This is a genomic window from Streptomyces sp. yr375 (assembly GCF_900110755.1).
In the GTDB taxonomy this organism is placed as follows: Bacteria; Actinomycetota; Actinomycetes; order Streptomycetales; family Streptomycetaceae; genus Streptomyces.
On the sequence record NZ_FOFF01000002.1, the window covers coordinates 348884 to 375360 of the forward strand.

At 68.6% G+C, this 26477-nt stretch carries 18 protein-coding genes and 4 pseudogenes; 12 read left to right on the forward strand and 10 right to left on the reverse strand.

Going from position 1 to position 26477, the window contains the following annotated elements; all coding sequences use genetic code 11:
* Window positions 1-189: 189 nt before the first annotated feature.
* Entirely contained in the window at window positions 190-1149 is a 960-nt protein-coding gene (locus tag BMZ82_RS04055; protein ID WP_093771688.1) for an alpha/beta hydrolase family protein, read from the reverse strand.
* 168 nt (window positions 1150-1317) lie between these two features.
* Here BMZ82_RS04055 and BMZ82_RS04060 point away from each other — a divergent pair, with 168 nt between their 5' ends.
* The 6 genes and pseudogenes from BMZ82_RS04060 to BMZ82_RS04090 all read left to right on the forward strand — a co-directional run bounded on the left by BMZ82_RS04060 (window position 1318) and on the right by BMZ82_RS04090 (window position 8821).
* Entirely contained in the window at window positions 1318-1911 is a 594-nt protein-coding gene (locus BMZ82_RS04060; RefSeq protein WP_093771690.1) for a TetR/AcrR family transcriptional regulator, read from the forward strand.
* 436 nt (window positions 1912-2347) lie between these two features.
* Window positions 2348-2518, forward strand: a pseudogene (locus BMZ82_RS42615) (PadR family transcriptional regulator); the annotation flags it as partial.
* A gap of 431 nt (window positions 2519-2949) precedes the next feature.
* Window positions 2950-3930, forward strand: a complete 981-nt coding sequence (locus tag BMZ82_RS04075) for an NADPH:quinone reductase (protein WP_093771692.1) — start codon at window positions 2950-2952, stop codon at window positions 3928-3930.
* 913 nt (window positions 3931-4843) lie between these two features.
* On the forward strand, window positions 4844-5029 hold the full coding sequence (locus BMZ82_RS41530; protein ID WP_256251746.1) for a hypothetical protein: 186 nt from the start codon (window positions 4844-4846) through the stop codon (window positions 5027-5029).
* Window positions 5030-5649: 620 nt separating this feature from the next.
* Complete coding sequence (locus tag BMZ82_RS42620) at window positions 5650-6093, forward strand: GMC family oxidoreductase N-terminal domain-containing protein (RefSeq protein ID WP_177244366.1); 444 nt, start codon at window positions 5650-5652, stop codon at window positions 6091-6093.
* 235 nt (window positions 6094-6328) lie between these two features.
* Window positions 6329-8821, forward strand: coding sequence for a glycoside hydrolase family 2 TIM barrel-domain containing protein (locus BMZ82_RS04090; RefSeq protein ID WP_093771698.1), 2493 nt, complete (start codon window positions 6329-6331; stop codon window positions 8819-8821).
* A 15-nt stretch (window positions 8822-8836) separates the two neighbouring features.
* Here BMZ82_RS04090 and BMZ82_RS04095 read toward each other — a convergent pair whose 3' ends face one another.
* Window positions 8837-9412, reverse strand: coding sequence for a TetR/AcrR family transcriptional regulator (locus BMZ82_RS04095; protein ID WP_093771700.1), 576 nt, complete (start codon window positions 9410-9412; stop codon window positions 8837-8839).
* A gap of 80 nt (window positions 9413-9492) precedes the next feature.
* On the opposite strand from BMZ82_RS04095, the pseudogene BMZ82_RS41540 reads away from it, so the two are divergent.
* A pseudogene (locus BMZ82_RS41540) lies at window positions 9493-10029 on the forward strand (SDR family NAD(P)-dependent oxidoreductase); the annotation flags it as partial.
* A gap of 66 nt (window positions 10030-10095) precedes the next feature.
* Here BMZ82_RS41540 and BMZ82_RS41545 read toward each other — a convergent pair.
* A pseudogene (locus BMZ82_RS41545) lies at window positions 10096-10275 on the reverse strand (alcohol dehydrogenase); the annotation flags it as partial.
* Between the two features lie 115 nt (window positions 10276-10390).
* Window positions 10391-11214, reverse strand: a pseudogene (locus tag BMZ82_RS04110) (IclR family transcriptional regulator).
* A 49-nt stretch (window positions 11215-11263) separates the two neighbouring features.
* On the opposite strand from BMZ82_RS04110, the gene BMZ82_RS04115 reads away from it, so the two are divergent.
* The 3 genes from BMZ82_RS04115 (at window position 11264) to BMZ82_RS04125 (ending at window position 15504) form a co-directional block, all read left to right on the forward strand.
* Window positions 11264-12976, forward strand: coding sequence for an IlvD/Edd family dehydratase (locus tag BMZ82_RS04115; protein ID WP_093771706.1), 1713 nt, complete (start codon window positions 11264-11266; stop codon window positions 12974-12976).
* The gene (locus BMZ82_RS04120; protein ID WP_093771708.1) at window positions 12963-13655 is read left to right on the forward strand and encodes an SDR family NAD(P)-dependent oxidoreductase; all 693 of its coding nucleotides are present in this window, start codon (window positions 12963-12965) and stop codon (window positions 13653-13655) included. Before BMZ82_RS04115 ends, BMZ82_RS04120 begins: the two co-directional genes overlap by 14 nt.
* Window positions 13656-13803: 148 nt before the next feature.
* Window positions 13804-15504, forward strand: a complete 1701-nt coding sequence (locus BMZ82_RS04125; protein WP_143098820.1) for a CocE/NonD family hydrolase — start codon at window positions 13804-13806, stop codon at window positions 15502-15504.
* Window positions 15505-15573: 69 nt separating this feature from the next.
* On the opposite strand, the gene BMZ82_RS04130 is transcribed toward BMZ82_RS04125, so the two are convergent.
* From BMZ82_RS04130 to BMZ82_RS04155, 6 genes are all read right to left on the reverse strand, one after another.
* Window positions 15574-16074, reverse strand: coding sequence for a flavin reductase family protein (locus tag BMZ82_RS04130; protein ID WP_093771712.1), 501 nt, complete (start codon window positions 16072-16074; stop codon window positions 15574-15576).
* Between the two features lie 19 nt (window positions 16075-16093).
* Window positions 16094-17476, reverse strand: a complete 1383-nt coding sequence (locus tag BMZ82_RS04135) for an NtaA/DmoA family FMN-dependent monooxygenase (protein ID WP_093771714.1) — start codon at window positions 17474-17476, stop codon at window positions 16094-16096.
* Between the two features lie 21 nt (window positions 17477-17497).
* Window positions 17498-18442 (reverse strand): alpha/beta hydrolase, encoded by a 945-nt coding sequence (locus tag BMZ82_RS04140; RefSeq protein ID WP_093771716.1) that lies wholly within the window; start codon window positions 18440-18442, stop codon window positions 17498-17500.
* A 36-nt stretch (window positions 18443-18478) separates the two neighbouring features.
* Entirely contained in the window at window positions 18479-20929 is a 2451-nt protein-coding gene (locus BMZ82_RS04145) for a glycoside hydrolase family 2 TIM barrel-domain containing protein (RefSeq protein WP_093771718.1), read from the reverse strand.
* Between the two features lie 57 nt (window positions 20930-20986).
* On the reverse strand, window positions 20987-21925 hold the full coding sequence (locus BMZ82_RS04150) for an ABC transporter substrate-binding protein (RefSeq protein WP_177244367.1): 939 nt from the start codon (window positions 21923-21925) through the stop codon (window positions 20987-20989).
* Window positions 21926-22096: 171 nt separating this feature from the next.
* The gene (locus BMZ82_RS04155; protein ID WP_256251757.1) at window positions 22097-23236 is read right to left on the reverse strand and encodes an adenosine deaminase family protein; all 1140 of its coding nucleotides are present in this window, start codon (window positions 23234-23236) and stop codon (window positions 22097-22099) included.
* Window positions 23237-23418: 182 nt separating this feature from the next.
* Between BMZ82_RS04155 and BMZ82_RS04160 the strand changes: the two genes are divergently transcribed.
* Entirely contained in the window at window positions 23419-24384 is a 966-nt protein-coding gene (locus BMZ82_RS04160; protein ID WP_177244369.1) for an Lrp/AsnC family transcriptional regulator, read from the forward strand.
* 311 nt (window positions 24385-24695) lie between these two features.
* The gene (locus BMZ82_RS04165) at window positions 24696-26456 is read left to right on the forward strand and encodes a glycoside hydrolase family 3 C-terminal domain-containing protein (RefSeq protein ID WP_177244370.1); all 1761 of its coding nucleotides are present in this window, start codon (window positions 24696-24698) and stop codon (window positions 26454-26456) included.
* Window positions 26457-26477: the final 21 nt, after the last annotated feature.

Sequence of the window (26477 nt, forward strand, 5' to 3'; positions counted from 1 at the left end):
CGTACGACCCGTACGTGGACGTCGACTTCAGCCCGCTCCACGGCGACGGCTCGCCCGCTCCGGCGGTTACGGCCGAGCGGCCTGACCGGGCGAAGCCGGGCGGCAGCTCGTCCGGGAGGCCGTCCGGGAGGTCACGGGGAACCGGGAAGCGGGGCCGCGGGCGGTCTCGTGCTGCTGGCCTGGGCGGACCTACTTGGATTCGACCTGTCCGAGCGGGTTGGGGCCGGCCGTCATCTCGTCGCGGGCTGTCTGCCAGGCGGAGTCTCCGGGGTAGAGCTCGGTGCGGAGGTAGGCCGCGGTGAGCCGTGCGACTGCGGCGACTCGATCGGGGTTCTCGTCCGTGGTCTCGGCCACGTCGTATCCGGGGATTCCGCCGAGCGCGTGCCCCGCGCCGAACAGGGTGAGCAGGGACTTGGGGCTCGGGCCGAGGGTGTAGGGGTCGGCGTGCCAGTCCGGCCCCATGTCGGTGAAGTGCCGGGAGTCGTCCTCGTCGCCGACGACGACCAGCGTGGGCGTGGTCATCGTGGAGAAGTCGATGGTCCCGAAGACCGGCAGCGCGCTGCCCATGGGTCCGTTGAGGACCTCGCCCCGACCGGGCGAGGCCAGCAGGACACCCGCCTTGATCCGGGGCTCCATGAGGCTCACTTCCTCCCCGGTGTCGGGGTCGGTGACCCGGGCGCCGAGCAGGAGGCTGGAGGTGAAGCCGCCGAAAGAGTGTCCGGCGACGGCGACCTTGGTGTGGTCGATCCGGCCGGCGAGCAGAGGCACGGCCTTGTCGATCACATCGAGCCGGTCGAGGATGTGCGGCATGTCTTCGGAGCGCGAGCGCCAGAAGAAGGGTGCCCCGGGGGCGTCGGCCACCAGGTGGGCCAGTGTCCTGGAGGTGAGGTGGGTGGGCTGGATGACGACGAATCCGTGCGCCGCCCAGAAGTTGACGAGTGGCGCGTAGCCGTTCAGCGAGGAGAGGTTGTTCGAGGGGCCCTGGCCGTGGGAGAGCAGGATGACGGGCAGGTCGGTTCCGGTCTCGGGTGCGGTGACTCGTACCTCGAGGTCCACGGGGCGTCCGGGTACGGGCAGCACCACCGGGCTGTAGGACAGGACCGGGACGGGCGAGCCCAAGATGTCGGCGGTGGAGGTGGATGTGCTCATGATTGTGCCGCTTCCCCTTCTACGGGCCCCGCCGCCGGTCTCGGCCGGTTGACGGCGGACAGGGCGTACCGGAGCGCTCCTTCGGTTAGCCTTTAAGTGGAGCGCTGCACCACTTAATATCCGGAACAGTGCTCCGTTTTGTCAAGTGACGTCGGAAGGAAGAGCGTGATGCCCACCGAGAGCCCCGCGGACAAGGGGGCCCGAAGTAAGCGCGCCGACGCCCAGCGCAACCAGCAGAGGGTGCTCGCGGCCGCCGCCGAGGTGTTCGTCGCCTCCGGCGTCGACGCGCCGATCCGCCGGATCGCGGCCCAGGCCGGCGTCGGAATGGCCACGATCTACCGCCACTTCCCGACTCGGGCGGATCTCGTCACCGCCGTCTACCGCCACCAGATCGAGGCATGCGCGGAGGCCGGCCCGAACCTGATGGCCAGTGCGGACTCTCCGTTCGACGCGCTGCGTCAGTGGATCGACCTCTTCGTCGACTTCCTGGTCACCAAGCACGGGCTCGCCGATGCCCTGCAGTCCGACACCGACCGCTTCGCCGCGCTGCACGCCTACTTCATCGACCGCCTGCTGCCCGTGAGCACCCAGCTGCTCGACGCCGCAGTCGACGCCGGGGAGATCAGGTCCGGCATCCAGCCCTACGAGCTGATGCGCGGCATCGGCAACCTCTGCGTCGGACGCGACGACGACCCCCGTTACGACCCCCGCCGACTGATCGAACTGCTCCTCCAAGGGCTGCGGCAACCGCAGTCACCTTGAGCTCTACGGCGAGCGCGCCCGCGCCACCGCCATGGTGCCGATCGAAGAGGTCCCCGACGGCGGCCGGGCCATCTCCGGCAACGTGCTGACCCTCGCCATGCCCGGCGGAGAGGCGACATCTACCGATACCGACGACGCCTGACCGCACCGGCCGTCGTTCGGCCAGGACGGCGTGCACGTCGTAGTCCGCCTCAGCGCGTGTGCAGGCAGCCGGGATCAAGGAGACCGCGCTGACCGGGCCGGTGCCCACGGCGATGAACTTGTCGATGAGCGGGTGCGGGTGAGTGGCGTCGAGCCAGCGGCAGTGGCGGCGGCAGCGGCGGTGGCCATGGCGCCGGAAATGTAGCCGCAGCACGCAGTACCGATCAGGACTCGGAGAGTAAAACATCGAATCGATGTACGCATCGATTCGATGCAGTCGTGTGATGATGGAGTCATGCTGGAGCTAGCGATCCTTGGCTTCCTGGCCGAGGGGCGCCTGCCGGGACACGAGCTGCGCCGCCGCGTCTCGCGGCTGACCGGTTACACACGACCGGTCAGTGACGGCAGCCTCTACCCGGCGATCAACCGCCTCGCGAAGGCGGGTGTGCTGGAGCGGCGCGCCGATCCGGCCGCAGGTGCCGCGAGGTATGTGCTGAGCCTGACCGAGGCCGGGCGCGCAGAGTTGCTCGGACGCCTACGCAAGCCGGCCGACCACGAAATCACCGACTTCACCCGGTTCTTCACCATTCTGGCCTTCCTCTCCCAGGTGCCCGACGTGGCCGAGCAGCACGCGGTGCTTCGTAGGCGACTGGAGTTCCTGGAGGAGCCGGCGAGCTTCTTCTACGACGGCGAGCGGCCGCTGCGAGCGGAGGGCGTCTCCGATCCCTACCGCCGCGGCATGCTGCTCACCGCCCGCGCCATCAGCACGGCCGAACGTGCCTGGCTGCGCGAAATCCTCGGCGAGGAGCTGCCCGCGCCCTTCACGGCGCGCACCGACAACGATCCCCCCCAGGCTCGAAGAACCTGCGAGCTGACCGGCCCCGGAGGCACCTGCCCATGCTTGCGTCCTGGTACGACGAACAGGGCCCCGCCGCCGACGTCCTGCGCGTCGGTGAACTGGCCGATCCTCAGCCCGACCCCGGCGAGGTCCGCGTCCGTGTCACCCTCTCGGGCGTCAATCCCGGCGACACCAAGAAGCGGCGCGGCTGGCTCGGCTCGTCGATGCCCTACCCGCGGGTGATCCCGCACAGCGACGCCGCCGGCGTCATCGATGCGGTCGGCAAAGGGGGCGACGCCCGCCGAATCGGCCGGCGGGTCTGGGTGTACGGCGCCCAGTCCTACCGTCCCTTCGGTACCGCCGCCCAGTACACCGTCGTACCCGACAGCCAGGCCGTGCCGCTGCCCGACCACCTGGGTGACGAACTCGGCGCGGGCCTGGGCATCCCCGGGATCACCGCCCACCGCGCTGTCTTCGCCGACGGGCCGGTCGAGGGAAAGTTCGTGCTCGTGCACGGCGTGCTCGGGGGAGTAGGTTCCCTGGCAGCCCAGCTCGCCCGCTGGGCAGGCGCCACCGTGCTGGCCACCGTCCGCCGTGACGCGGACCTCGACCTCGTCGACCCGGCCGTCGTAGCCCACGCCGTCGCCTTGGACCAGGAGGACCCGGCGGCGGCGATCCGCGCGTACGCACCCCAGGGCGTCGACCGGATCATCGAGGTGGCCCTGTCGGACAACGCCGACCTCGACAACGCCATCGCCGCGAACAACGCGGTGATCGCGGCCTACGCCACTCGCGCCGACCGCACCGAGATTCCGTTCTGGCCTCTGCTGTTCAACAACGTCACCCTGCGGCTGCTCGGCAGCGACGACTTCCCGGCCGAGGCCAGAAGCCGGGCCGCCCGCGACCTGACCTCCGCAGCCGCTGTCGGCGCTCTCACCATCGATGTCGGCGACCGCTACTCGCTGGAGGACATCGCCAAGGCCCACGACCGCGTCGACGCCGGAGGCCGTGGCCGCGTCCTGATCACCATCCCCCGATGACGCGGAGTTGGCTCCGATAGCATCCCGGCGCTGAGCTTGGCGGAGTCCACTCCGTCATCGACTGAGTTGAGCGTCGAGGATGCTGCTGCGGGCACGCCGGCAGGGCGGCATGCCCGAAGGCTCTTCGAGGCTGTGCGCCACTACCAGCGGGTGAAGACAGCCGTCGCACCCTTGTGACGCGGGCTACCCCAGGATCAGCCCCGTGAGCGCCCGCCATCTCCACGCGAGGCCGCACGCTGGATCACCGCCTACCCGGACCGCCGCAGTTATGGCCGTGAGGGTGCCTGACGGGAGATTTCCCAGGTCAGGCACCCTTTCGTTTGACCTCAGAAGAAGCCCAGCTTCTTCGGTGAGTACGACACGAGCAGGTTCTTGGTCTGCTGGTGGTACACGTCTTGCATGTCGCTGACCTGTGGAAACAGCCTCGAATGAGGCGAGTGGCGGCTCGATGGTCCGGGAATGGCCCGGATCTTGCCCCGAGGTCCGACCCGGCGGACTGAGCTCTGCCTGGGGAGGTGGAGCCCTGCGGGCGGAACGTAACTATGCTGGGGACGCAAACACGGGTGCCACCGAGGGGCAGGCTGGGGGGCGTCCCGCCCCATGCTGCAGGCGGAGGCATGGGGCAGACGCTGGGATTCCGATGCTGATCAGACGGCCAGCGTGACGCGTCCCGACCTGGTGAGCGCGACGTAGTAGGTGCTAGGTGGGGAAGACGGCGGAGACATCATCGGCGAGCGGACCGACGACCGCAACTCTGCGCGTGCCGGGTGCCGAGGGGAGGACGGCGTCCGCGTTCGTCAGCAGAGTCACCGACTTGGGGGCCGACTCTCGGCACAGACCGGTGCTCTCGGCGGCGGTTCGCTGGATGACGACGGGATCCCCGTCGATGTACGGGCGGTCGAAGAGGCCGAGGGTGAACTTGTCACGCAGTACGCGGCGTACGGACCGGTCCAGTACGTCCTCGCCGATCCGGCCCGCCTTGACGGCCTCGGCGAGTGCGGGGGCCGCATCCGGCGATGCCGGGGAGTTCGACGTCGAGCCGGGCGGCCAGGGCCAGGACGCCGACCCCCTGGTGGTCGGCGACGCCCCGTTGCTGTGAGGCGAGCCACTTGGTGGTCGTGTAGTCGGCCACGACGATGCCGGTGAACCCCAAAACGCCCGCACAGCAGCTCGGTGAGGATCGCGTGGGAGGCACCGATGGGCACGCCGTCGTGCTCGGAGTAGGAGTTCATCACCGGGCCGAGATGCGCCAGGGGGATCGCGGCCTCGAACGGGCGGGCGTGCACCTCGTGCAGTTCCTGTGCGCTGGCCGCGGTCGAGGCAGCGCATGTCGATCTACGTGGGCAACGCGGGTTCGGGAGCCGGGAACCCCCCCCCGAGACTCTTCGATCGCGCCGACGGCACCGTGGCGCGACTTGAGGGTGATGGGAGCCCGTTCGCGTAGGGCCTTGTGGCGATGTGCCTGGGCGGCGGCACCTGCCTGTGTCGGGGGATGCCCTTGCGGTTCTTCCCCGAGGTGTTTGTCATGGTGCGCCGCTATGGCGCGCCGGAGGGCAGCGTTGTGGCGGTGACTGGCCGTTCGACCATGACGAGCTCGTTCCCTACTGCGACCGGGTGGAGTAGGAGATCGGGGTCGCCGGTGCGTCGCAGGGACCGGTGGTGCGCCGGACCCCCCCCATGCACCCGCGGCTAACTCATGCTGGCCCTGCTGGGCCTCCGATGAGTCAGGTCCATGCCGAAGAGCCGCGTGGTCTTGGCTGGAGGGCGGGACCCGTACCGTTCGCGATCAATGCCGAACATCGCCTCGGGCGACCCGCATGCGTGGGTTGCCCGCAGTGTGTCGGCCACGTCTGGCCGGTCGACGCGAAGAGCGGCGCCCACGACGCGCCGGTGCCGCGAGGCCTCGCAACCGGCCGTTGCGATTTCCTCTTGCGGGCACAGGCCGTTGAGGTCGTGCACGATGGCCGAGGCGGTGCCACCGCGGTGAGGACGGTCGTCGACGAGGAGGGGCCGGTCCAGCGGACGATCAGATGCGAACGCGTCGTGGTCGCGGCGGGTGCGGTGGAGGCACCACGAGTACTGCTCGCGACCGGTCGGGGCAACGAGCGGGTCGGCCACAACCTGTATTGGAACATATTGCAACAAAGAGGGCGTGTCGGGTGAATGTGTGGGGGTGAGTGATCGTATGCGGAAAGCGGGCAGGGAAAGATCGCCGAAGTGCTGTGAGCGAGCCGCTGGTTGGTCAATCCGTGCGGTTCGCCGTGGGAGGGCTTCCTGGTCGAGAGCTCCCTGTACATCGGAGCTGCCCCGGTCGGCTCCTTCGCGCTGCCCTCTGTTCAGTGATCCGTACAGTGGCGTACGTTTCCTCTTGTCTGGTGGCCGACTCGGAGGAACACTGATGAGCCGCAGCAGCTTCAACGGCGGATGGCAGTACCGCGAGAAGTCCAATCCGTTCGCCGAGATGGGCGGAGCCGCCGTCCCGTACCAGGACGTCACCCTGCCGCACGACGCGATGATCACCCGCACCCGCGATCCCGAACTGCCGCGGGGAGCCTGGACGGCCTACCACCCCGGGGGCGTCTACGAGTACCGCAAGTTCTTCGACCTCCCCGAGGCCGAGGCCGGTAAGCGGGTGGTCCTCGAGTTCGAGGGCGTGTACCGCGACGCCGTGATCCATGTGAACGGCGACTACGCCGGTCAGCGGCCTTCCGGATACGCCCGGTTCCTGGTGGACGCGAGCGACCTGGTCCGCGCGGGCCGCAACGAGATCCACGTCGAGGCACGCAACCACCAGGACGGCCGCTGGTACACCGGCGCCGGCATCTACCGGGACGTCTGGCTGCACGTCCTGGAGCCGGTGCATCTCGCGGTCGACGGAATCCGGGTCCGCACACCCGACATCGAGCCCCGACTGGCGGTCGTGGAAGCCGAGATCACGGTCGTCAACGACTCCGTCGCCACGCGCACGGTCGAGGTGCGAACCGAGATCGCCGACCCCGGTGGCCGGGCTGTCGCCTCGTCGTCCGCCGTCGTGACCGTGCTGCCCGGCGAGCCGGCCGTCAGTCGCCTCAGGCACTACGTGGACGAGCCCGCCCTGTGGAGCGTCGACACCCCGCAACTCCACACCGCCACCGTCGAGTTGTACGACGACGGCCGGCTGTCGGAGTCGCGGACGGCCCGATTCGGCATCCGGCGGCTCCAGTTGGACCCGGCCTCGGGACTGCGGATCAACGGCGAGACGGTGAAGCTGCGTGGCGCTTGCGTCCATCACGACAACGGCGTCATCGGCGCCGCGACCATCGCACGGGCGGACGAGCGCCGGGTGGAGATCCTCAAGCGGGCGGGGTTCAACGCGATCCGGTCCTCGCACAACCCCGTCAGCACGGCCATGCTCGACGCCTGCGACAGGCTGGGCATGCTGGTGATCGACGAGGCCTTCGACATGTGGACCACCGGCAAGACCGAGTTCGGAGCCGCCCTGCACTTCGTGGAGTGGTGGGAGCGGGATCTGGAGTCGATGATCGCGAGGGACTTCAACCACCCGAGCGTCGTCCTGTACTCGATCGGCAACGAGATCCCCGAGACCGGCACGCCCAGGGGTGGGGTGTGGGGTCGCAGACTCGCCGAGGAGGTGCGCGCGCTCGACGACACGAGGTTCGTCACGAACGCCGTCAACGGCATGCTCGCCGTGCTGCCCGACGTCGTCGAGATGATGCAGCCCAAGTCCAAGCCCAAGCCCGAGCCCGAGTCCGAGCCCACGGACAGCGGCCTTGTGCCGGCTGCCGGTGACGACAGCCCTGGCATCAACACCCTGATGTCGGACCTCGGCGACCTGATGAACGGCATCGGCTCCTCCGAGAACGTCACCCGCAAGACGGCCGAGTCGTTCGGCGTGCTCGACGTTGCCGGCATGAACTACCTCGACGGCCGCTACGAGACGGACCGCAAGCTGTTCCCGAACCGGATCATCCTGGGCACCGAGACCTTCCCGACGCTGATCGATCGGTACTGGGACCTGGTCGAGCGCAACACCCACGTCCTCGGCGACTTCACCTGGACAGGCTGGGACTACCTCGGCGAGGCCGGCATCGGCCGCGTCCGCTACCCCGACGACGAGGATCCCGGCGAGCCGCTGAGCGGCCCGTATCCCTGGCTGGTGGCCGGGTGCGGCGACATCGACATCACGGGGTGGCGACGACCCGCCTCCTACTACCGCGAGATCGTCTACGGCCTGCGCGCCGACCCGTACATCGCCGTGCAGCGCCCTTCACGCCACGGCCAACGGGTCGAGGTCGGTGCATGGGCGTGGAGCGACAGCGTCGCGAGCTGGAGTTGGGGCGACTTCGAAGGACGCCCTGTCGTGGTCGAGGTCTACAGCGACGCCGACGAGGTCGAGCTGCTCGTCAACGACCGGTCGGTCGGCCGTAGTCCCGTGGGTCCCGGCCACCGGTACCGCACCGCCTTCGACACCGTCTACGAGCAGGGGAACGTCACCGCGATCGCCTATCGCGACGGCGTCGAAACGGGCCGCTTCGGCCTGACGTCGGCGACCGGACCGGTGCGGCTCCGGGCGGTCGTCGACCGGGCCGTGATCCGGGCCGACTCCTCGGATCTGGCGTTCGTCGAGATCTCCCTCGTCGACGGTGAGGGCAATCGGTTCGCGGAGGACCGCCAGGTGACCGTGACGGTGACCGGTCCGGGCGTGTTGCAGGGGATGGGCAGCGGCAACCCGGCCACCGAGGAGACCTTCACCTCTGCCACGCATCGCACGTACGACGGTCGTGCCGTCGCGGTCGTCCGGCCGGGCGGAGCGGGAAGGATCGGCGTCACCGTCACGGCGGCCGGATGCGCACCGGTCGAGGTCGTCGTGGACGCGGTGGAGTCGCCGTAGGGTCTGCGCCGTCCGTCAGCCGTGGTGCTCCTGCCCCGTGAAGAGGGCTCGGTGGAGCATGGCGCGGACGCGGTCGTTCAACTCCTCGCGGTGGACGGCGTCGTTGTCCGCCATCGCGCCGGCCGCCATGGGGAAGGCCAGCATCAGGTCCTCGACCTCGACGTCCGGGCGGACGATTCGGGCCGTGAGGCCGCGTTCGAAGTGGGGCTGGAACGCGGCCACGGTCCTGGTGGAGAGGCCGGTGAGCCATGCCACGTCCGCGCCGGACAGGATGTGCGCGAGGGCCCGGTTGTCGCGCTGCATGTCGAGCACGAAGTCTAGGAGACGTACGACGGCGTCCGGGCGCTCGCCCAGTCCCGCGGCGTGCTGCTCGATGTGCGTGACGTTGTCCTCGTAGACCGTCGCCGCGAGTTCCTGCCGAGTGGCGAAGTTGCGGTAGAGCGTGGTCCGGCTGACGTCGGCGGCGCGGGCGATCTCCTCGAAGGCGACGTCGGGGCCATGTTCGGCGAACGCCTTGCGTGCGGCAGTCAGCAGCCGCTCCCGGTTGCGGGCGGCGTCTCGCCGTTTCGTGTGCTGATCCTCTTCTGACATGCGGCGCAGACTACTGGTACTTATCCGTACATCACTGTACGTTTCTTGCGGCCTCGCATCGAGCTTGAAGGAGATCACTGATGGAAGGCCTCAACAACAGGGTCGTCGTCTTCGCCGGCGCGGGCGGACTCGCGACCGCCACGGCGAAGTTCCTGGGCGCGGGCGCTGCCACGATCGTGGTGAGCGACGTGGTGGAGACCTCGGCCGAGGCCCCATTGCGGGGTCACGGAAAAGGTAACGGGGGAGACGGCGTCGCGATGGTCGTCGGCATCTCGGACGAGGGCCAGGTCAAGAGCCAGATCGACCGGGCGATGAAGGAGTACGGGCGGATCGACGGGCTGTTCAACGTGGCGGCCAACATCCATCCGGAGGAGGTCGCCAAGGACACGAACGTCGTGGACATCGACCTGGCGGCCTGACAGCGCACGATCGACGTCAACCTGACCGGCTACCTGCTGACACTCAAGCACGCCCTGCCCCACATGATCGCGGGCGGCGGCTCCGTGGTGAACACCGTGTCCGGTGCCGTCTACGCCGGTATGGCGGACAAGGTCGCGTACTCGGTGATGAAGGCCGGCATCGGCGCGCTGACCCGGCATGTCGCCCGCAAGTACGGCAAGGACGGCATCCACGCCAACGGCGTCGCCCCTGGGCTGGTGATGACGGAGGCGACGAAGCTGAACGTGCCCTTGATGGAGGTAGGCCATCGCACCGGTGTAGAACTCCATGTCGGTACCACACACGCCAACCCGTTCGACGTCGACGACGGCCTCACCGGGTGCGGCCGCCGGTGCCGGGACCTCCTGAACGGCGTACTTCCCGGGGGCCGTCAGCACGAAGGCCCGCATCGGACGGGTGCTCATCGTGTTCCGTCCGCGTACGTCTCGTCGTGGACAGGGGTGACGGGCTTCTCGGCGTCGGGGGCGTCGATGCGCATGAGGTACACAGGTCGGACTCCGTTGCTGGGGCGGCGGGGGTTCATCGGTGCGGCTCACCCAGAGGTCCGAGTACGGCACGGATCTCGGCGAGTGAGTCGAGCAGGGTGGACAGGGGTGTGCGGTAGGTCAGCGCACTGATGCTCACGGCGCCGGAGGGTGTCGTGGGCGAGGTCGCGTACACAGGCAGGGCAAGGCAGTTGATCCCCGTCTCGTTCTCCTGGTCGTCGCAGGCGTGGCCCTTGGCGCGGATCGTGCGCAGCTCACGGTGCAAGTCGTGGGCCGTGTGCAGGGTTCGGGGTGTCCGGCGTTCAAGTGGGGAGTCGCCGATCCACGCCTCGACGTCCGCAAGGGTATCCAACTGGTGGGTGAGCAGCAGCTTTCCGACACCGGTGGCGTGCGCGGGGTTGCGGCCGCCCACCGTCGAGGTCAGTCGGACGGCGCCGGCCGGCGGGTCGACCTTGGCGCGGTACACCACCTCACGCCTGTCGAGGATCGCGTAGTGCGCGGTCTCGCCGAACCGCGCGGCCAGCGTGTCCAGCAGGGGTCGTAGGCGGACGTGTTCGGGTCGGGCCTCGTGGTGGGCGAAGGCCATGCGGAGGAACTCGTCGCCGAGGACGTAGTGGCCGCGGTCGTCCTGGTCGGCGAGACGGCCCGGCGCAGTGCGCCCAGAGCCCGGTGCACGGTCGGCTTGGGGCTGCCGATCGCCCGGGTCAGCTCCTCAAGGCCCACCCCGCCGGGGTAACGGGAGAGTTCCCTGAGGACGGCCAGGACCCGGTCCGAACCCACAAGTCGGATGCCCTCGGCGCCTGTTGGACCGTCCTCGCCAAGGTCTGTCGGTCCGTCGTGCGGCTGCGTATGCTCCATGTCGTTCCAAAAATTAGACCATCGTGTCGATTATTGGAAGGAGTTCACGGTGAGACTCCGTAGCGCACAGTGGTACGAGGGCCAGGACCGCAACGCCTACATCCACCGGGCGTGGATGCGGCGCGGTGTTCCGGAGGACGCCTTCACTGGTCGTCCGCAGATCGCCATCGCCAACACCGCCTCGGACCTGACCCCCTGCAACGCGCACCTGAACGAGGTGGCCGCCTCGGTCTGCAACGGGGTGTACGAGGCTGGCGGTATCCCGCTGGACCTGCCCGTGGTGTCGCTGGGGGAGACCCAGGTACGGCCCACGGCCATGCTGTGGCGGAACATGGCGGCGATGGCCACCGAGGAGATGCTGCGGGCCAACCCCCTTGACGGCGTCGTCCTGTTGGGCGGTTGCGACAAGACGATTCCGTCGCTGCTCATGGCCGCCGCGTCGGTGGACCTGCCCGCCGTCGTGGTGCCGGGCGGCCCGATGCTGACCGGGACCTTCCGCGGTACACCACTGGGCTGCGGCACCGATGTGTGGCGGCTGTCGGAGGAGGTCCGCGCCGGCACGCTCTCCCAGGAGGAGTTCACCCGCTCCGAGTCGTCGGTGATCCGCAGCCGGGGGCACTGCAACACGATGGGTACCGCCTCGACGATGGCTGTGGTCGCAGAGGCCCTGGGCACGGTCGTTCCCGGGGTCGCCGGCACCCCCGCCCCCGACAGCCGACTGCTGGCCGCCGCACACGACACCGGCCGGCTGGCGGTCGACATGGTCGCCGCCGACCGGCGACCCGGCACCTTCCTGACCAAGGCGTCCTTCCACAACGCGATCGTGGCGCTGGCCGCAGTCGGTGGGTCGACCAACGCGGTCGTCCACCTGCTCGCGATCGCCGGACGGCTCGGTGTCGAACTGACCCTCGACGACTTCGACCGCATCGGCTCCCGCGTGCCGGTCCTCGTGGACCTCCAGCCGGCCGGCCGCTTCCTCATGGACGACCTCCACCGCGCCGGAGGCCTGCTCGCCGTGCTGCGCGAGGTCCGCGACCTGCTCGACCTCGACGCGCTGACCGTCACCGGCAAACCACTGGTCGACTACCTCGACGACGCCCCGATCTGGGACCCCGAGGTGATCCGCACCCGAGCCGAACCGCTCGTCGCCGAGGGCGGCATCGCCGTACTGCGCGGAAACCTCGCACCCGCCGGAGCACTCATCAAACCCGCGGCGGCCTCCGCCCACCTGCTGCGCCACCGTGGCCGGGCTGTCGTGTTCGACAGCATCGAGGACTTCCACGCCCGCATCGACGACCCGGACCTCGATGTCGACGCCGACTCGGTCCTCGTTTTGCGCGGCTGCGGCCCCAAGGGGTACCCCGGCATGCCGGAGGTGTCGAACATGCCTCTGCCGAAGAAGCTCCTCGAACAGGGCGTTCGTGACATGGTTCGCGTCTGCGACGGCCGGATGAGCGGCACGGCGTACGGCACGGTCGTCCTGCACGTGGCACCGGAGGCCGCGGCCGGCGGACCGCTCGCCCTCGTACGCACCGGGGACCTCGTCACCCTGGACGTGGCAGCCCGCCGCCTCGACGTCGACGTACCGGACGCCGAACTGGCCCGCAGGACGCCGGACTCAGCCACCGTCACGGGCTTCGCCACCCCCAGGCGCGGATGGGAACGGCTCTACGTGGACCACGTGTTGCAGGCCGACACCGGCGCCGACCTCGACTTCCTCGTCGGGTCCAGTGGCTCGGAGGTGAGCCGTGAATCGCACTGATACGACAGCCAGGACGGCCCTCGTCACCGGAGGCGCCGGCGGACTCGGCGCGGCCACCGCCGAGCGTCTCCGGGCCGACGGCCTGACCGTGACGACACTCGACCTCCAGGGCGCCGACGTCCACGCGGACGTGACGGACGAGGACGCGCTGCGCAGGGTCGCCGGCGAGATCGGGCCCGTGGACATCCTGGTCAACTCGGCCGGCGTCGTCGGCCCGAACAAGCCGCTCACCGAGACCACGGCAGAGGAGTGGCGTCGAGTCCTCGACGTCAACGTGCTGGGCACCGTGAACACCCTGCGGACCTTCGTCCCCGGTATGCGCGAGCGCGGCTGGGGGCGTGTGGTGAACTTCGCCAGCATGGCCGGCAAAGACGGCAACGCCAATCTGTCGGTCTACTCCGCCTCCAAGGCCGCCGTGATCGCCCTCACCAAGTCCGCGGGCAAGGAACTGGCCACCACCGGAGTCCTGGTCAACGTCATCACGCCCGCGGTCATCGCCACGCCCATGAACGACAGCACGGTGCCCGACGTGCTGGCCCACATCACCGGTCTGATCCCGATGCGCCGGATCGGCCGGCCGGAGGAAGTGGCCGAACTGGTGGCGTTCCTGGCGTCCGAGAGGGTCAGTTTCTCCACCGGAGCCGTCTACGACATCAGCGGCGGACGAGCGACGTACTGACTGCCGACGTGTCACGGCTTCAGCAGGGTGCGCGATCGTTGACCGGTTCATGTCGCGGTACTAACGTACGCGATTGCGTACCCACACAGCTTGATCACAAGGGAGTGGCGCTGTGGCACGTCTTCCCCGCTCACGGAGAACCGCAGTGGTGGCCGCTGTTGTGGCCACCGCGCTGACCCTGGCCGGCTTCGCCCCGGCCCCGGCGAGCTCCACCGGCGGTTCCGCGCAGGACTCGTATCCGACCCCCGGGTTGCTGAACTCGCCCGCCCCGAAGGCGATCCACGATTGGCTCGGCTACGACCGGCCCGCTGAGTACGACAGCATCGACACCGAGGTGCGCGTGCCCATGAGGGACGGCACCCGCCTCGACTGCTACCTCTACAAGCCCGGCCATGACGGCAAGGTCGACAGCGGCAAACACCCGAGCCTGCTGGTCGACTTCACGCCGTACCAGATGTACCGCCAGAACCCGGCGTACAGCTATCTGGCCGGGCGCGGCTACAACGTTCTGACCTGCAACGTCCGAGGCTCGGGCAGCTCGACGGGCACCTTCCCCTCGTGGTTCCAGCCCAAGGAGGCCACCGACAACTACGACCTGATCGAGTGGCTGGCACGACAGCCCAACTCGACCGGCGACGTAGGGCAGATGGGGCAGAGCTACGGCTCCATCACGTCCTACCGTGCCGCCGCACTCCAGCCGCCGCACCTGCGCGCCATCATCCCCATCGTCTCCCCGACCAACATCTACTCGGAGTGGGTCTACCCCGGCGGAGTCCCCTCGACCAACGGCACCTGGTGGGCCAACGGCGGCCCGATCCTCAGCCCCGCCGACCACACGAGCACGCTCCGCAGCTTCCAGCAGAACCCGCTCTACGACGCCTACTGGAAGCAGGCGGTCACCACCGACAAGCTGCACGACGTCAAGGTCCCGGCGCTGCACATCGGCGGCTACTTCGACATCTTCAAGAACGGCGGCTTCGACGCGCTCAAGCAACGGCCCGAGCAGACCTGGCTGTTGAACGGACCGTGGATCCACGGCGGCTTCCTCCAGATCCCGGGACTGGATCCGGCCCTGCAAGGCGTCGACGCCACCAACTCGATCTCGCTCTCCGTCGTCCTCCAGTGGTTCGACCACTGGCTGGCCAAGCTCCCCGGAGCAGAGCTGCCCCCGGACCGTGTGATCAGCTACGCGTCCACCTCCACCAAGGCGTCCGGCAGTTGGCACGGTTACGACCAGTGGCCCTCGACGGCGACTTCGGGCTCGCTCCTGTATCCGACGTCGGACGGCTCTCTCGCCGAGAGTGCGCCCGCGTCCACGGGATACCGCTACCAGATCAACCCGATCGACGGACCGTCGGCGGCCGTCACCGGAACCCTGCCCTACGACCCCGGCCAGAACCAGGCCGCGGCCGAACAGAACAACGTGCTGTCCAACGGCCGATATGTGACCGACCGGGCCACCTTCACCCTTCCGGCGTTCACCGCGGACACCACACTCGCCGGCCCGGTCACGCTGCACCTGAACGCGTCGATCGACACGAAGGACACCTACTTCGTCAGCAAGTTGGAGACCGTCCTGCCCGATGGCCGCGTCCTGCCGATCGAAACAGGTTATCTGCGGGCGCAGCTGAGGGCCGGTCTGGAGAAGGCCAAGCCGGTCACTCCCGGCGCGCCGACGCAGTACACGGTCCAACTCGGCCAGACCCACTGGGAGTTCAAGCCGGGGGAGAAGCTGCGCATCACGATCGGCGGCGGTGACTATCCGCGGATCGTTCCCGACAACCCGCTCGGTGACGTGACCGTGCATCTGGGCGGCAGGACCTACGTGGAGCTTCCTGTGGTCAAGTAGGACGGTTGGAGAAGCAGTTGAGGCGCGGCCCACGTCGTTGCGGGCTGCGCCGCGCTGTGCTGGTCTGGTTCAGACGGCCACGGGGGTGTGGAACCGCGAGTTGTGGAAGACCAGCGGCAGCTGCTCGGGGTTCGTGTTCGTGGCGAGAACCTCAAGGACGATGACCCGGTGGTCGCCGGCCGCGTAGTCATGCACCACGCTGCATTCGAGGTGGACGGGCGACCCGTTGATGAGCAGGGCGCCGGACTCCAGTTCGGTGACCTCGATGCCATGGAACCGTGCGGCCCTGTCCTTGCCGGCCAGTTGGTGGACCTGTGCGCTGTGGCTGATCCCCAGGACGGAGACGCCCAGGCGTTCGGCGCGGGCCAGGACCGGCCAGGTCGTCGAGGTGTTCTGCACCGCGAACAGGCACATGGGCGGCTCCAGGCTCACGCCGACCGTGAAGGAGGACGCGATGAGCACCGTGGGTTCGCCGTCGACGGTCGCGGCCAGGGCTGCCACACCGGAGGGGTAGGCGCCGAACGTCCGCCGCAGCAGCTTCGTATCGGAGGGCTGATGAAGAAAAGACACGGCTGTTCCCCCAAGTCGTCTAGTCGTCGGCTGACGCTGTCGTCGTGAACGTGAGCTCCGCCCCGGGGTGGGTCGCCGCCACGCGTGGCCCCGCGCCGAGAAGCTGCTCCCGCAACGTGACGTCCTCACGGGTGGGCCGCATCAGATCGCGCTTCAGCAGCACGGGCCTGAGCAGTTCGATGAAGTCGTCGTGCGTTCCGGGGGTGATGTGCTGCTGGACGAGGAATCCGTCGGCGCCGGTGGCCTCGACGAAGGCCTCGACCTCGTCGGCGACCTTCTCCGGGGTGCCGATGAAGGTGGTGCCGTTGATGCCGTGCCGACGGTAGTCCTCCAGCATCTCCCGGACGGTGGGGTTCGTGCCGTCCGGTGAGCGGAAGCGGTCGAGGTTGGTCTGGCCGATCTCGCTGTGCACCTCCGGGAGCGGCTTGTCCAGGTCGAACTTGAGCAGGTCGACACCGGTCGACCAGGCGAACGTCGCCGCCGCGTGCTCCAGGGTCGCGAAGCCGAGGAGATTGTCGTACTTGCGTTGCGCTTCGGCTTCACTCGTGCCCACCACGAAACCGGCGCCGACGAGGAACTTCACTGAGTCCCGTGGCCGGCCGATCTCCTCGGCGCGGTCCCGGATGGCGGTGATGTTGCGGGCGACGACCGCCGGATCGCCGCCGCCGACGAAAACGCACTCGGCGTAGCGGGCGGCGAAGTCGCGGCCGGCCGAGGAGGTGCCCGCCTGCAGGAGCAGGGGTGTGCGCTGTGGCGAGGGAGGAAGGGTGAGGATGCCCTTGGTCCGCAGGTACTTGCCCTCGTAGGTGACCTGGCGGACGCCGGCGGGTTCGGCGTAGACGCCGGCTTCCCGGTCCACGCGAAGCGCGTCGTCGGCCCAGGACGCCTCCCACAGCCGCAGGCAGATCTGCAGGTAGTCGTCGGCCAGGAGGTAGCGTTCGTCGTGCGGGATCATCGGCTCGCCGAAGAGCGCGGTCGACGACGACTGGCCGCCCCCGCTGACGATGTTCCAGCCGATGCGTCCCCTGGTGAAGTGGTCCAGGGTCGCGAAGCGGCGGGCGAGAGCGGCGGGCTTCTCGTGCGTCGTGCTGTTGGTCAGCACGACGCCCAGCTTGGAGGTGGCCGCGGCGATCGCCGACACGATGGTGACCGGGTCCGCCATGGGCACGTTGTACCCGGCTTCGACGGCGAACGGGATGAGTTCGCCGTCGAGGGTGGGGTAGCCGTAGGTGTCGGCGAAGAAGAGGAAGTCGAATCCTCCCGACTCCAGTTTCCTGGCGAGCTCGGTCCAGTGCTCGATCGTCAGGTAGTCGGTCTGGGTGTTGGACGGGTCCCGCCAGCTGGAGCCGATCACTCCGTTGGGGCTCAGCGCCTGGAACGACGCGAAGATCAATGGGCTCATGTCTGTCTCTCTCTGGGTCGTTCAGCGCTGCAGGTAGGCGGCCATGCGGTCGAGCGTGGCGCGGGTCTCCGGCAGGAGCGGCAACATGCTGAGGTGTCCGTGGACGACGCCGGACGCGAAGTACCGTTCGACGTGCAGGCCGTCCTGCTCGGCCCGGGCCAGGACGGCTTCGGCCGGGAGGCGTAGATCGTCGTACTCGCTGAGCACCGCGAGCATCGGCGGGAGTTCGCCCAGGGACGGCATGTTCTCGAACGAGAGGTACGGGGTGTCGGTCTCGCCGGCGGCGTAGGTGCGGAAGATGCCGCCGATGGCTTCCTGCTCGAAGCGGAAGAGCGGGGGGATGTCCGCCATCAGCTTCTCGTGCGGCTCACTGGTGGTGAACGTCGCGCTGAGGGCTGGGTACACCAGGATCAGCCGGGCGGGCATGCGTTCGCCGTTGTCCCGGAGATCCATGGTGGCCGCCATGGTCAGGTTTCCGCCGGCGGAGGCGCCGCCGAGGACGACGGTGTCGGCGTCGACGCCGAGTTCGGCCGCGTTGCGCAGCGTCCATCGGAACGCCTCTGCCAGGGCGCGGTGGAGCGTGGGGTAGCGGACGGTCGAGCCGTTGGCGAGGGGGTAGTCGACCGATACGACGACGACGTCAGCGCGGGCGCACAGGTCCCGGCTGACGGTGTCGGCCTCGTGGTCGTCCAGGGTGCCCGCGACGAAACCGCCGCCGTGGGCCCAGACGAACGCACGCCGCCCGGGGCGGAAGCCGGTCGCGGGTGTGTACACCCGCACACGCAGCCCCTCGAACCTGGCGATGGTCTCGTCGCGTACGTGCACGTCGGGCTGGTCGTAGGGGCGGTTGTCGCTGAACACCTTGGTGAATCTGTCCCAGAGGGCCTCGTCCGCGTTGAGGGCTTCCTCCCGGGTGACGTCGGCGACCAGGGCCACCTTGTCGGCGAGATACGGATCGAGCGGCATGAGACTCCTTGGTTCTGGTGACGGGACTACGCGGCGTCAGTTGTCGACGGCGTGCACGGTGGCGGTGGCCTCCGGGCAGCCCTCGGCGTGGACGCGGACCTGGATGGCGCCGGGGCCGGTGGGCCGGACGACGGCCATGGCACGGCCGTCGAAGGTGGTGCAGGAGTCGGCGTCGAACCGCTCCTTGGTGTGTGTACGCCCGGTGCCCAGACCCGCCAGAACAGCAGGCCCGGTCACGTCCACGCGGACCCGGCAGTCCCGGTGACTGGCCAAGTTGCCCGCACCGTCGCGCAGTTCGATGGAGACGTAGGCGAGATCCCGGTCGTCCGCGCGGATCTCGGACCGATCCGCCGCGACAGCCAGACACAGGCCGGCACCGGCGCTGCGCAGCACGCACCGCCCCGTCTCGACGTCCGCCCGATAGGCGACCGCCGTCAGCTCACCGGGCCGGTAGACCGACTCGAACCGCGCGATGCAGGGCTTGTGCCCGCCGACCTTCACCCGCTCCAACGGCGCGCCGTCGAGAAGCAGTTCCACTTCGTCGGCGGAGCTGTAGACGTCGACGGTGACAGGGGAGCCCGCCTCGACGTCCCAGCTCCAACTGGACACCGCGTCCGCCCACGACCACGGGGTCTGGAACATCGCGCGGCCATGGAACTCAGGCCGGTGCACGGCGATGTACGGCTGCTCGCGCAGCCCGAACACGGTTTCCCGGTAGTACGACATGGGACGCCGGTGACCGGTGATGTCCACGTCGGCGCAGCCGGCGGTCAGCGCCGGGAACACGTCGTGGATGCCGCCGAGCATGTCCTCCTTGGGGCCGTCGTCCAGGTAGTCGGTCCGCCCGACCCCCGATTCCCCGAGGTAGTCCCAGCCGGTCCAGGTGAAGTCGCCCAGCACATGGCTGTTCTCGCTCACCAGCCGCCACAGCTCGTCGATGTGGCCCGGGAAGGTCTCCGTGCCGAGGATCAGCCGGTTCGGGAAGGCGATGGCGTCGGGTACGTAGCGGGCGTCGCCGTAGTTGATGCCGGAGACGTCGAGCACGGCGTGGGACTCCTCGGTCCGCTCGCTGACCAGTCGCGACGCGCTGAACTCGTTGATCTTCTCGCCCAGTGCGGTGATCAGGGAGTTGATGTCGGTGGGTCCCTCGGTCGAGCCGACGACCAGGGAGGGCAGTTCGTCCGGTACGGCGACCAGGCCGTTCACGGCGTTGGTGACGAACCGCGTGTCGTCCAGCTCTCGTACCTTCTCGGCGAGTCGGCGTCCCCATGTCGAACCGACCGGACTGCCCGCCTCGAAGATCTCGTTGCCGATGGAGTACATGATGACACTCGGATGGTTGAAGTCCTTGGTGACCATCGCCTCCACGTCCCGCTCCCACCACTCGGGAAACGCCAGCGAGTAGTCGAACGGCCGCTTCGGCTTGGTCCAGGCGTCGAAGGCCTCGTCCAGGACGAGCATCCCCAGCCGGTCGCAGGCGTCGAGCGCCGCGACGCTGAGTGGATTGTGCGCGCTGCGTACCGCGTTGAAGCCCGCCGCCTTGAGGATCTCGATACGGCGCTCCTCCGCGCGCGCGATGGCGGCCGCGCCCAGCAGACCGGTGTCGTGATGGATGCACGCACCGCGGAGTTTCACCGTCCGGCCGTTGATCCGCAGCCCCCGTGCCGGGTCCAGCTGGAGGGTGCGGATGCCGAAGGTGGTGTGCTCCTCGTCCACCGTTCCGTCCACGGCCTCGCTGCCGCTCAAGGTGGTGCGGGCGACGTAGAGGTGCGGCGAGTCGACGTCCCAGAGGGCCGGCCGCGGGACGTGCAGACGCAGCCGCGCCGACGCGCTCGTGCCCGGCAGGAGCGTGACGGGTGCGGTGCCTTCGGCGACCGTGGTTCCGTCGGCGGCGGCGACGGTCGTGGACACCCGCATCGTCCTGGTGAAGCGCTCCTCGTTCACCACGGTCACCGCGACGACGACCACGGCGAGTTCGTCGTCGACCTGAGGGGTGGTGACGCGGACGCCGTCCAGGGCGATGTGCACCGGGTCGCCGACGATCAGATGCGTGTCGCGGTGGATTCCCGCGCCGGAATACCACCGCGAATCGTGGTGCGCACGGGCCTCCACCCGGATCGAGTTCGGCTGCCCGTAGCGCAGATACGGGTCGCACTTGATGTGGAAACGGCTGTATCCGTATGGCCGCTGGGCGACGAACTCCTCGTTGATGTACACGACCGCGTCCCGATAGACGCCTTCGAATTCAAGGAAGACGCTTTTGTCGCGGAAGGCTTCGGGCACGTCGAAGCTCTTGGAGTAGTGGAAGTAGCCGCCCGGAAAATAGCCCGTGTGGGCGCCCTCGGAAACTGTCGCGCTCCGCGCCAGGCCCCGCACGGAGTCGTGCGGGAGAATGACTTCCTGATCGTCATCGCCGCCTACGGCGCTGGCAAAACTCGTCTCGGCGGGACCTGTGGTCCAACCGTGATTGAAAGACTGGCGGAACATCGAGTTTGTCCTTTGTGAAGAAATGCGCCGAGCGTGAGCAGATGGGGCGCCGGGCTTTTACTTGGGCAGGTAGGAGTTGGTGACCAAGGACTTCACGTCGATGTTCTTGAGGGTTTTGCCGTCGGCCCCCGTCAGGACTCCGTGCGTGATCATCCAGTCGGCGTAGGTCTGCCAGTGCTTGACCGACTGCGTGCCGATCGGACCGTAGGGGTTGAGCAGGTCCTTGGCTTCGCGGGACGAGACGTAGGTGGCCAGCTTCGAGTCGATATGGGCGTTCGGGAACTGGGCGATGAGCGCCTCGTTCGCGGCCTTCGGATCGTCGATCGCGGCCTGGTACCCCTCGCTCAGGGCTTTCACCAGGCCGCGGGCGAGGTCGGGACTCTTCTGGAGGAAGCTGTTGCCGGCCAGCGTGAGGAGACCGGATGCCTCCGGGATGCCGTAGTCGGCCGCCAGGAACCTTGTGTACTTCACGCCGCTCTGGGCGAAGTCGTACTCCTGGTCGGGCCAGGTGGCCGCCACGTCGACCTTCCCGGTCTTCAGCGCCTCGGTGGAACCCACCTGAAGCACCACCTGCTTGACCTTGCCGTGTCCCCCCGCGTTCGCGATCATCGCGTTGATCATCGCGAGTTCGAGCTTGCTGCCGTATCCGCCGTAGGTCTTGCCCGCCAACTGGGCGGGCGAGGTGATGCCAGAGGATGTGAGGACCGTGACGGCGGACGGGTCGTGCGGCATCGCCGAGAAGATCGCCTTGAGGGGCGCCCCCGCGGAGGCGCTCGTCAGAGCGGTCGCGTAGTTGTTGGTGAAGCCGGCTTCTGCCTGTCCCGCTGAGATGAGGGCGTCGGAAGCCGTGCTGCCGACGGGGAGGATCTTGAGATTGATCCCTTCCTTCGCGAACAGACCCTTCTGCATGGCGTACGCGAGGCCGTTGTGCGTGGGGTTCGGCAGGAAGTCGAGCGCGAACGTGACGGTGGTGAGTTTAGAGCCGGCACCAGCCACGGATCCGGCGTCGTTTCCGGAGCCGCTGTCTGTACACGCCGTCAGCACGAGCGCGCCGACGGCGAGGGCGGATCCGAGGCGAATGACGGAGCGACGCGAAACCGGTGCGCCTTCTCGTGTGTTTCTGGTCATGGCGAGCACTTTCTTTGGGTGTGCTGGGGGGCACCTGTTTCATGAAGGGTTCTGCTGGGCCGTGACTGCGGGTGCGGTCTCTGTTACTCGGGAAGCCAGGCGGTTGATCTCCATGCGGAACTCGCGCCGGAGTGCGTCCTTGTCGCTCTCGTCGAGCCAGGTCGCCGAGATCCCGTCGAGCGACGCCTGGACGACGTCGCGGGTGCTGAGTCCGTACCAGTCGGCGATGATGCCGTATTCGGTTCCGATGTCGGTGTGGACCATCGACTTGTCATCGGTCCCGGGAACGATCCAGACGCCGCCTCGCAGCATCGTGCCGATCGGATGGGTCTCGGGCCGACTGTATTCGGGGAGGGCGTCTCCCGCGACGAGTTGTGTGATCGTCGGGCAGACGGTGAAGGGGAGACCCGATTCCGCGGCACGGCGCAGAACCGGTTCGTCCTCGGTGACGGGGTAGCCATGGTCTATTCGGTCGCAGGCCAGGAGGTCGGTGTACACCGAGTATTCGGCAGCCCCGTACCGCACGTAATGCGCGGTACGCTTGAAGCCGTGCCTTCGTGCTCGACGAAACACGTCGGCGAAGTGGACGGGGCGATGTTCGTCGAGGAATTCCGGTCCGTCGAGTCCGATACCGATGAATTCCTCGCGTCGGTGCGCGATCAGTTGGTCGAGCATCTCCTCGGCGTACGAGACGGGCTCGTCGCGCATCACGCACGCGATGAAGTTGGTCCGGACGCCGAAGTCGCCCTCGGCTGCTCTCGCGCCGTCGATCAGTCCGTCCTGGATCTGGGTGAACGACATACCGGTGCGGGCGAGCGCGGTCGGATTGACGAAGAGTTCGAGGTAGCGGAGGTTGCTCGCACGAACGTCGTGAGCCACGAGCCCGTAGACGGCGTCACTCAGATCGCGGGGCGTCCGCACGAGCTCCCCCAGCAATTCGAGCGCGTCGAAGAAGGCCTGCTCCCGCGCCTCTCCGCTGTGCTGCCGCAGGTCGTACGCGGCCTCGATCGCCGATCGGCCGGTGCTCACCTTGTTGCGTCTCGCCAGCTCGACAGCGGTGTCGCGGGGGATGGAGCCGGTGAGGTGACAGTGCACGTCGACCTTCGGCAGTGCTTGGGAGAGTTCCCGGACGTTCATGCCCGCGATCTCGAACGAATGTGGTTTGCCCGGTCCGTTCATCACGGATCTCACCTTTGTTCGCATCGGCTAAACCTGCCGGATTGGCTGTACTATGACAGAAACAGCGAGCCTGGGGAAGAGGGCTTTTGCGGGTCCGTATACAGATGCGGCGGCCTGACTCGTCCGGGGACGGCCGACGGCAGCGTCTAAACTCCCCGGGACGTCACCAAGGGGAGGCTGATGTGCTCGACGCCGTTGACGACATGATCGTCGCCGCGCTGAGGAACGATGGACGGGCGACCGTCCGGTCGATCTCGAAGCTGGTCGGACTCCCGGAAACCACCACCCGGGCCCGGGTGAACGGTCTCTTGGAGTCGGGCCGGGTCAGCGTCATCGCCGTCCTGCACCCCTCCGTGGATCCCAGCGAGATCACGCTGTACATCCGTGTCCGGCTGTCGCCGGGCTGGGCGTCGCAGATCGCGGACTCCGTCCTCGGGCACTCCTACTGGCTGGCGGAGATCATCGGGGAACCCGAGGTGATCGCCACGTTCGACGTGACGTCACTGAGTCACGCCGCCAGGCTGACCGACGAGATCGCTCAACTGCCCTTTGTGTCCATGGTCACGACGGACCCGGTTCTGGCGATCTACACGGGCGCGGGAACGCCTGACGAGGCGGGTGGCGAAGCGGGGCTCTGGCCCGCCAGGGACGAAATACGACTCGACGCCCAGGACCGCCAGCTGATCCGCTCCCTCCAGGTCGACGGGCGCGCCACCTACACGGCACTCGCCCGCTCGGCCGGCCTGTCGCTCTCCCAGGCGAGGCGACGCGTCCTGGATCTCATCGACTCCGGCGCCATCCGGATATGGACGACGGTTCAGACGGCCGATCACGATCTGGCCCGGGCCGCACTCGACCTGACCGTCAACCCCAAGACCGTCATGACCACGGTCGAGCGTCTCGTCCGACGTCCCGGTGTCGTCTCGGTCTCGCGCATGAGCGGGACCTCCGCGCTCGCGGTCGACGTCGCCGCCCGCGACGCATCGGAACTCGGTCAACTCGTCGGAGACATCTCCGCTCACCCCGATCTCATCAGCGTCCGGGTGCAACGGATCCGTCTCCTGCGCCGCCAGCTCCAGCAGCGGCTTCGGAGTGCTCCCGACCCGTCCTCGGAGGAGGAACCGGCCAGGTCGGAGGCCTTGGACTAGTCAGGCTCGGGGCGGGTGCACGCACCCGCCCCCCATGTGGGCCCGTCCGGCGTGTCCGTCGGGCCTGAACGTCATTCGCACATCGGTACGATTGCACGTACGAACGTACTCTGTCACGTATTTGAGTCACACCCCTTACTGGCTGGAAACGCAAGACCGTCGCCATGGCGGTCGCCCTTGGTGTTTTATGTTGTAGCACCGCGCTTAAGAACGAAAACGCCATTCTTGCGTCGGGGCATGTGCCGTGCCTCAGAGCGCGCGCCACGCCGCAGCGTGTTCGCGTGCGTCCGACCACCGTTGAGGAGTTCTCCATGCCCCGGTCCGTCGAAGAGCTGCTCGGCCGGCTGACCTTGGAGGAGAAGGTCGCCCAGCTCGGCGGCCCCGGCTTCCCGCAGCTGGAGCCCCTGTTCGCGAACCCCGCTGCCGATCCTGGCGTATCGCTGGCCAAGGGGTTCCAGGAGATCGCGCCTCACGGCGTCGGGCACCTCGCCATGCTGGGCGCCTTCTGTAATCTGACCGTGCTGTTCCATCTGGCCCCGAGCCTGAAGGAGGCTGGCCGGATCGCCCTCGGCGCGGGCATCGACGTGGAGTTCCCCGAGTTCCGGGCGTTCGGGGAACCGGCGGAACTGGTGCGTGAGGGCGCCTTGGACGAGTCGGTCGTCGACCGCTCGGCCCGGCACGTCCTCGAACTCAAGGAACGCCTCGGGCTGCTCGACCACCTGCTGACTCCGGCCACCCCTGTGCCGGCTCTCCCTGCCGGCACAGCTCCGAAGGCCGAGGTGGAACTGGACCTGAGCGGTGCTATGGCGGCACAGGCCCTCGTGCTGCTGCGAAACGACGGAGTCCTGCCGCCGCACCCGGCGCCCGGGCGGGTGGCCGTCATAGGGGAACTCGCCGCACAGGTCCGCGTGCACTACGGGGCGTACAGCGGAGTCGCCGCCCACGAGTCGACCCTTTCGGGGTTCGAGGTGAACTTCGAGGGCGGCCGCCTGGACGACGTGCACGGGATGCGACTCATCCCCACGCCCGGCTTCCCGCACCGCTTCGAGGAGTTGGTGCGTGAGCTGGAGCCGCACGCGGTGAGCGTGAGCGACGCCCTGGAAGAGCTGCTGGAAGACCAGGCCATCCTGGTCAGCGCCCCCTCCGGCGGCCTGGAGGCCACCACCCCCGACGACCTGGCCCGCGCCGCCGAAGCCGCCACCGGGGCGGACGTCGCCCTCGTCGTTGTCGGCGAGCGCACCGGCTGGGTCGGTGACGTGACGGCCGGCGAGCAGGTCGACCGGCAGGATCTGCGTCTGCCCGGCGACCAGGAAGCCCTGGTCGAGGCGGTCGTCGCGACGGGCACGCCGACCGTGGTCATCGTGATCAGCGGGCGCCCGCTCCTGCTGGACCGGGTGGCCGAGAACGCGAACGCCGTTCTGTGGGCACCGCTGCTCGGCCCCGCCGCGGGCCCGGTCCTGGCGGACGCCCTCCTCGGACGCACCGCACCGGCCGGACGTCTGCCCGTCTCCTTCCCCGTCTCGATCGGCCAGCTCCCGGTCTTCCACGGAAGCCGCGCGGGCAGCGGGTACGACACCCCCGGCGGCGCCGAGGTCACTTACGTCGACGGCCCGGCCCGCCCCCTGTTCCCCTTCGGCCACGGACTCACCTACACGCACTTCACCTACGGCGACGCGCGACCGGCCGCCCGCGAGGTCACGGCCGGCGGTGACATCGACGTGAGCGTGGACATCACCAACGGCGTTGACCGGGACGCCGACGAGGTGGTCCAGCTCTACGCCCGCGATCTGGTCGCCTCCACCGTCCGCCCGGTGCAGCAGCTCCTGGCGTTCACCCGGGTACACATCCCGGCCGGCGCCACCAAGCGCGTCCGCCTGACCGCCCCCGTCAACGCGCTCGCGCTCATCGACCCGCGCGGTCTGCTCGTCGTTGAACCCGGAGAGGTCGACCTCATGATCGGCGCGAGCTCCGCCGACATCCGCGCGCGCACCACGCTCACGATCACGGGCGAGGTGACCCGTATCCCCCGCGACGGCCGGTTCCTCGGCAGTGCGGACGAATCTTCCCGCTAAATAGCCGCATTCGAACGGCAG

Excerpts from the sequence above, each read along its gene's own strand:
- BMZ82_RS04055 (WP_093771688.1), bottom strand. The coding sequence starts at position 1,149 with ATGAGCACATCCACCTCCACCGCCGACATCTTGGGCTCGCCCGTCCCG.
- BMZ82_RS04060 (WP_093771690.1), top strand. The coding sequence starts at position 1,318 with ATGCCCACCGAGAGCCCCGCGGACAAGGGGGCCCGAAGTAAGCGCGCC.
- BMZ82_RS04075 (WP_093771692.1), top strand. The coding sequence starts at position 2,950 with ATGCTTGCGTCCTGGTACGACGAACAGGGCCCCGCCGCCGACGTCCTG.
- BMZ82_RS42620 (WP_177244366.1), top strand. The coding sequence starts at position 5,650 with ATGAGTCAGGTCCATGCCGAAGAGCCGCGTGGTCTTGGCTGGAGGGCG.
- BMZ82_RS04090 (WP_093771698.1), top strand. The coding sequence starts at position 6,329 with ATGAGCCGCAGCAGCTTCAACGGCGGATGGCAGTACCGCGAGAAGTCC.
- BMZ82_RS04095 (WP_093771700.1), bottom strand. The coding sequence starts at position 9,412 with ATGTCAGAAGAGGATCAGCACACGAAACGGCGAGACGCCGCCCGCAAC.
- BMZ82_RS04135 (WP_093771714.1), bottom strand. The coding sequence starts at position 17,476 with ATGAGCCCATTGATCTTCGCGTCGTTCCAGGCGCTGAGCCCCAACGGA.
- BMZ82_RS04140 (WP_093771716.1), bottom strand. The coding sequence starts at position 18,442 with ATGCCGCTCGATCCGTATCTCGCCGACAAGGTGGCCCTGGTCGCCGAC.
- BMZ82_RS04145 (WP_093771718.1), bottom strand. The coding sequence starts at position 20,929 with ATGTTCCGCCAGTCTTTCAATCACGGTTGGACCACAGGTCCCGCCGAG.
- BMZ82_RS04155 (WP_256251757.1), bottom strand. The coding sequence starts at position 23,236 with ATGAACGGACCGGGCAAACCACATTCGTTCGAGATCGCGGGCATGAAC.
- BMZ82_RS04165 (WP_177244370.1), top strand. The coding sequence starts at position 24,696 with ATGCCCCGGTCCGTCGAAGAGCTGCTCGGCCGGCTGACCTTGGAGGAG.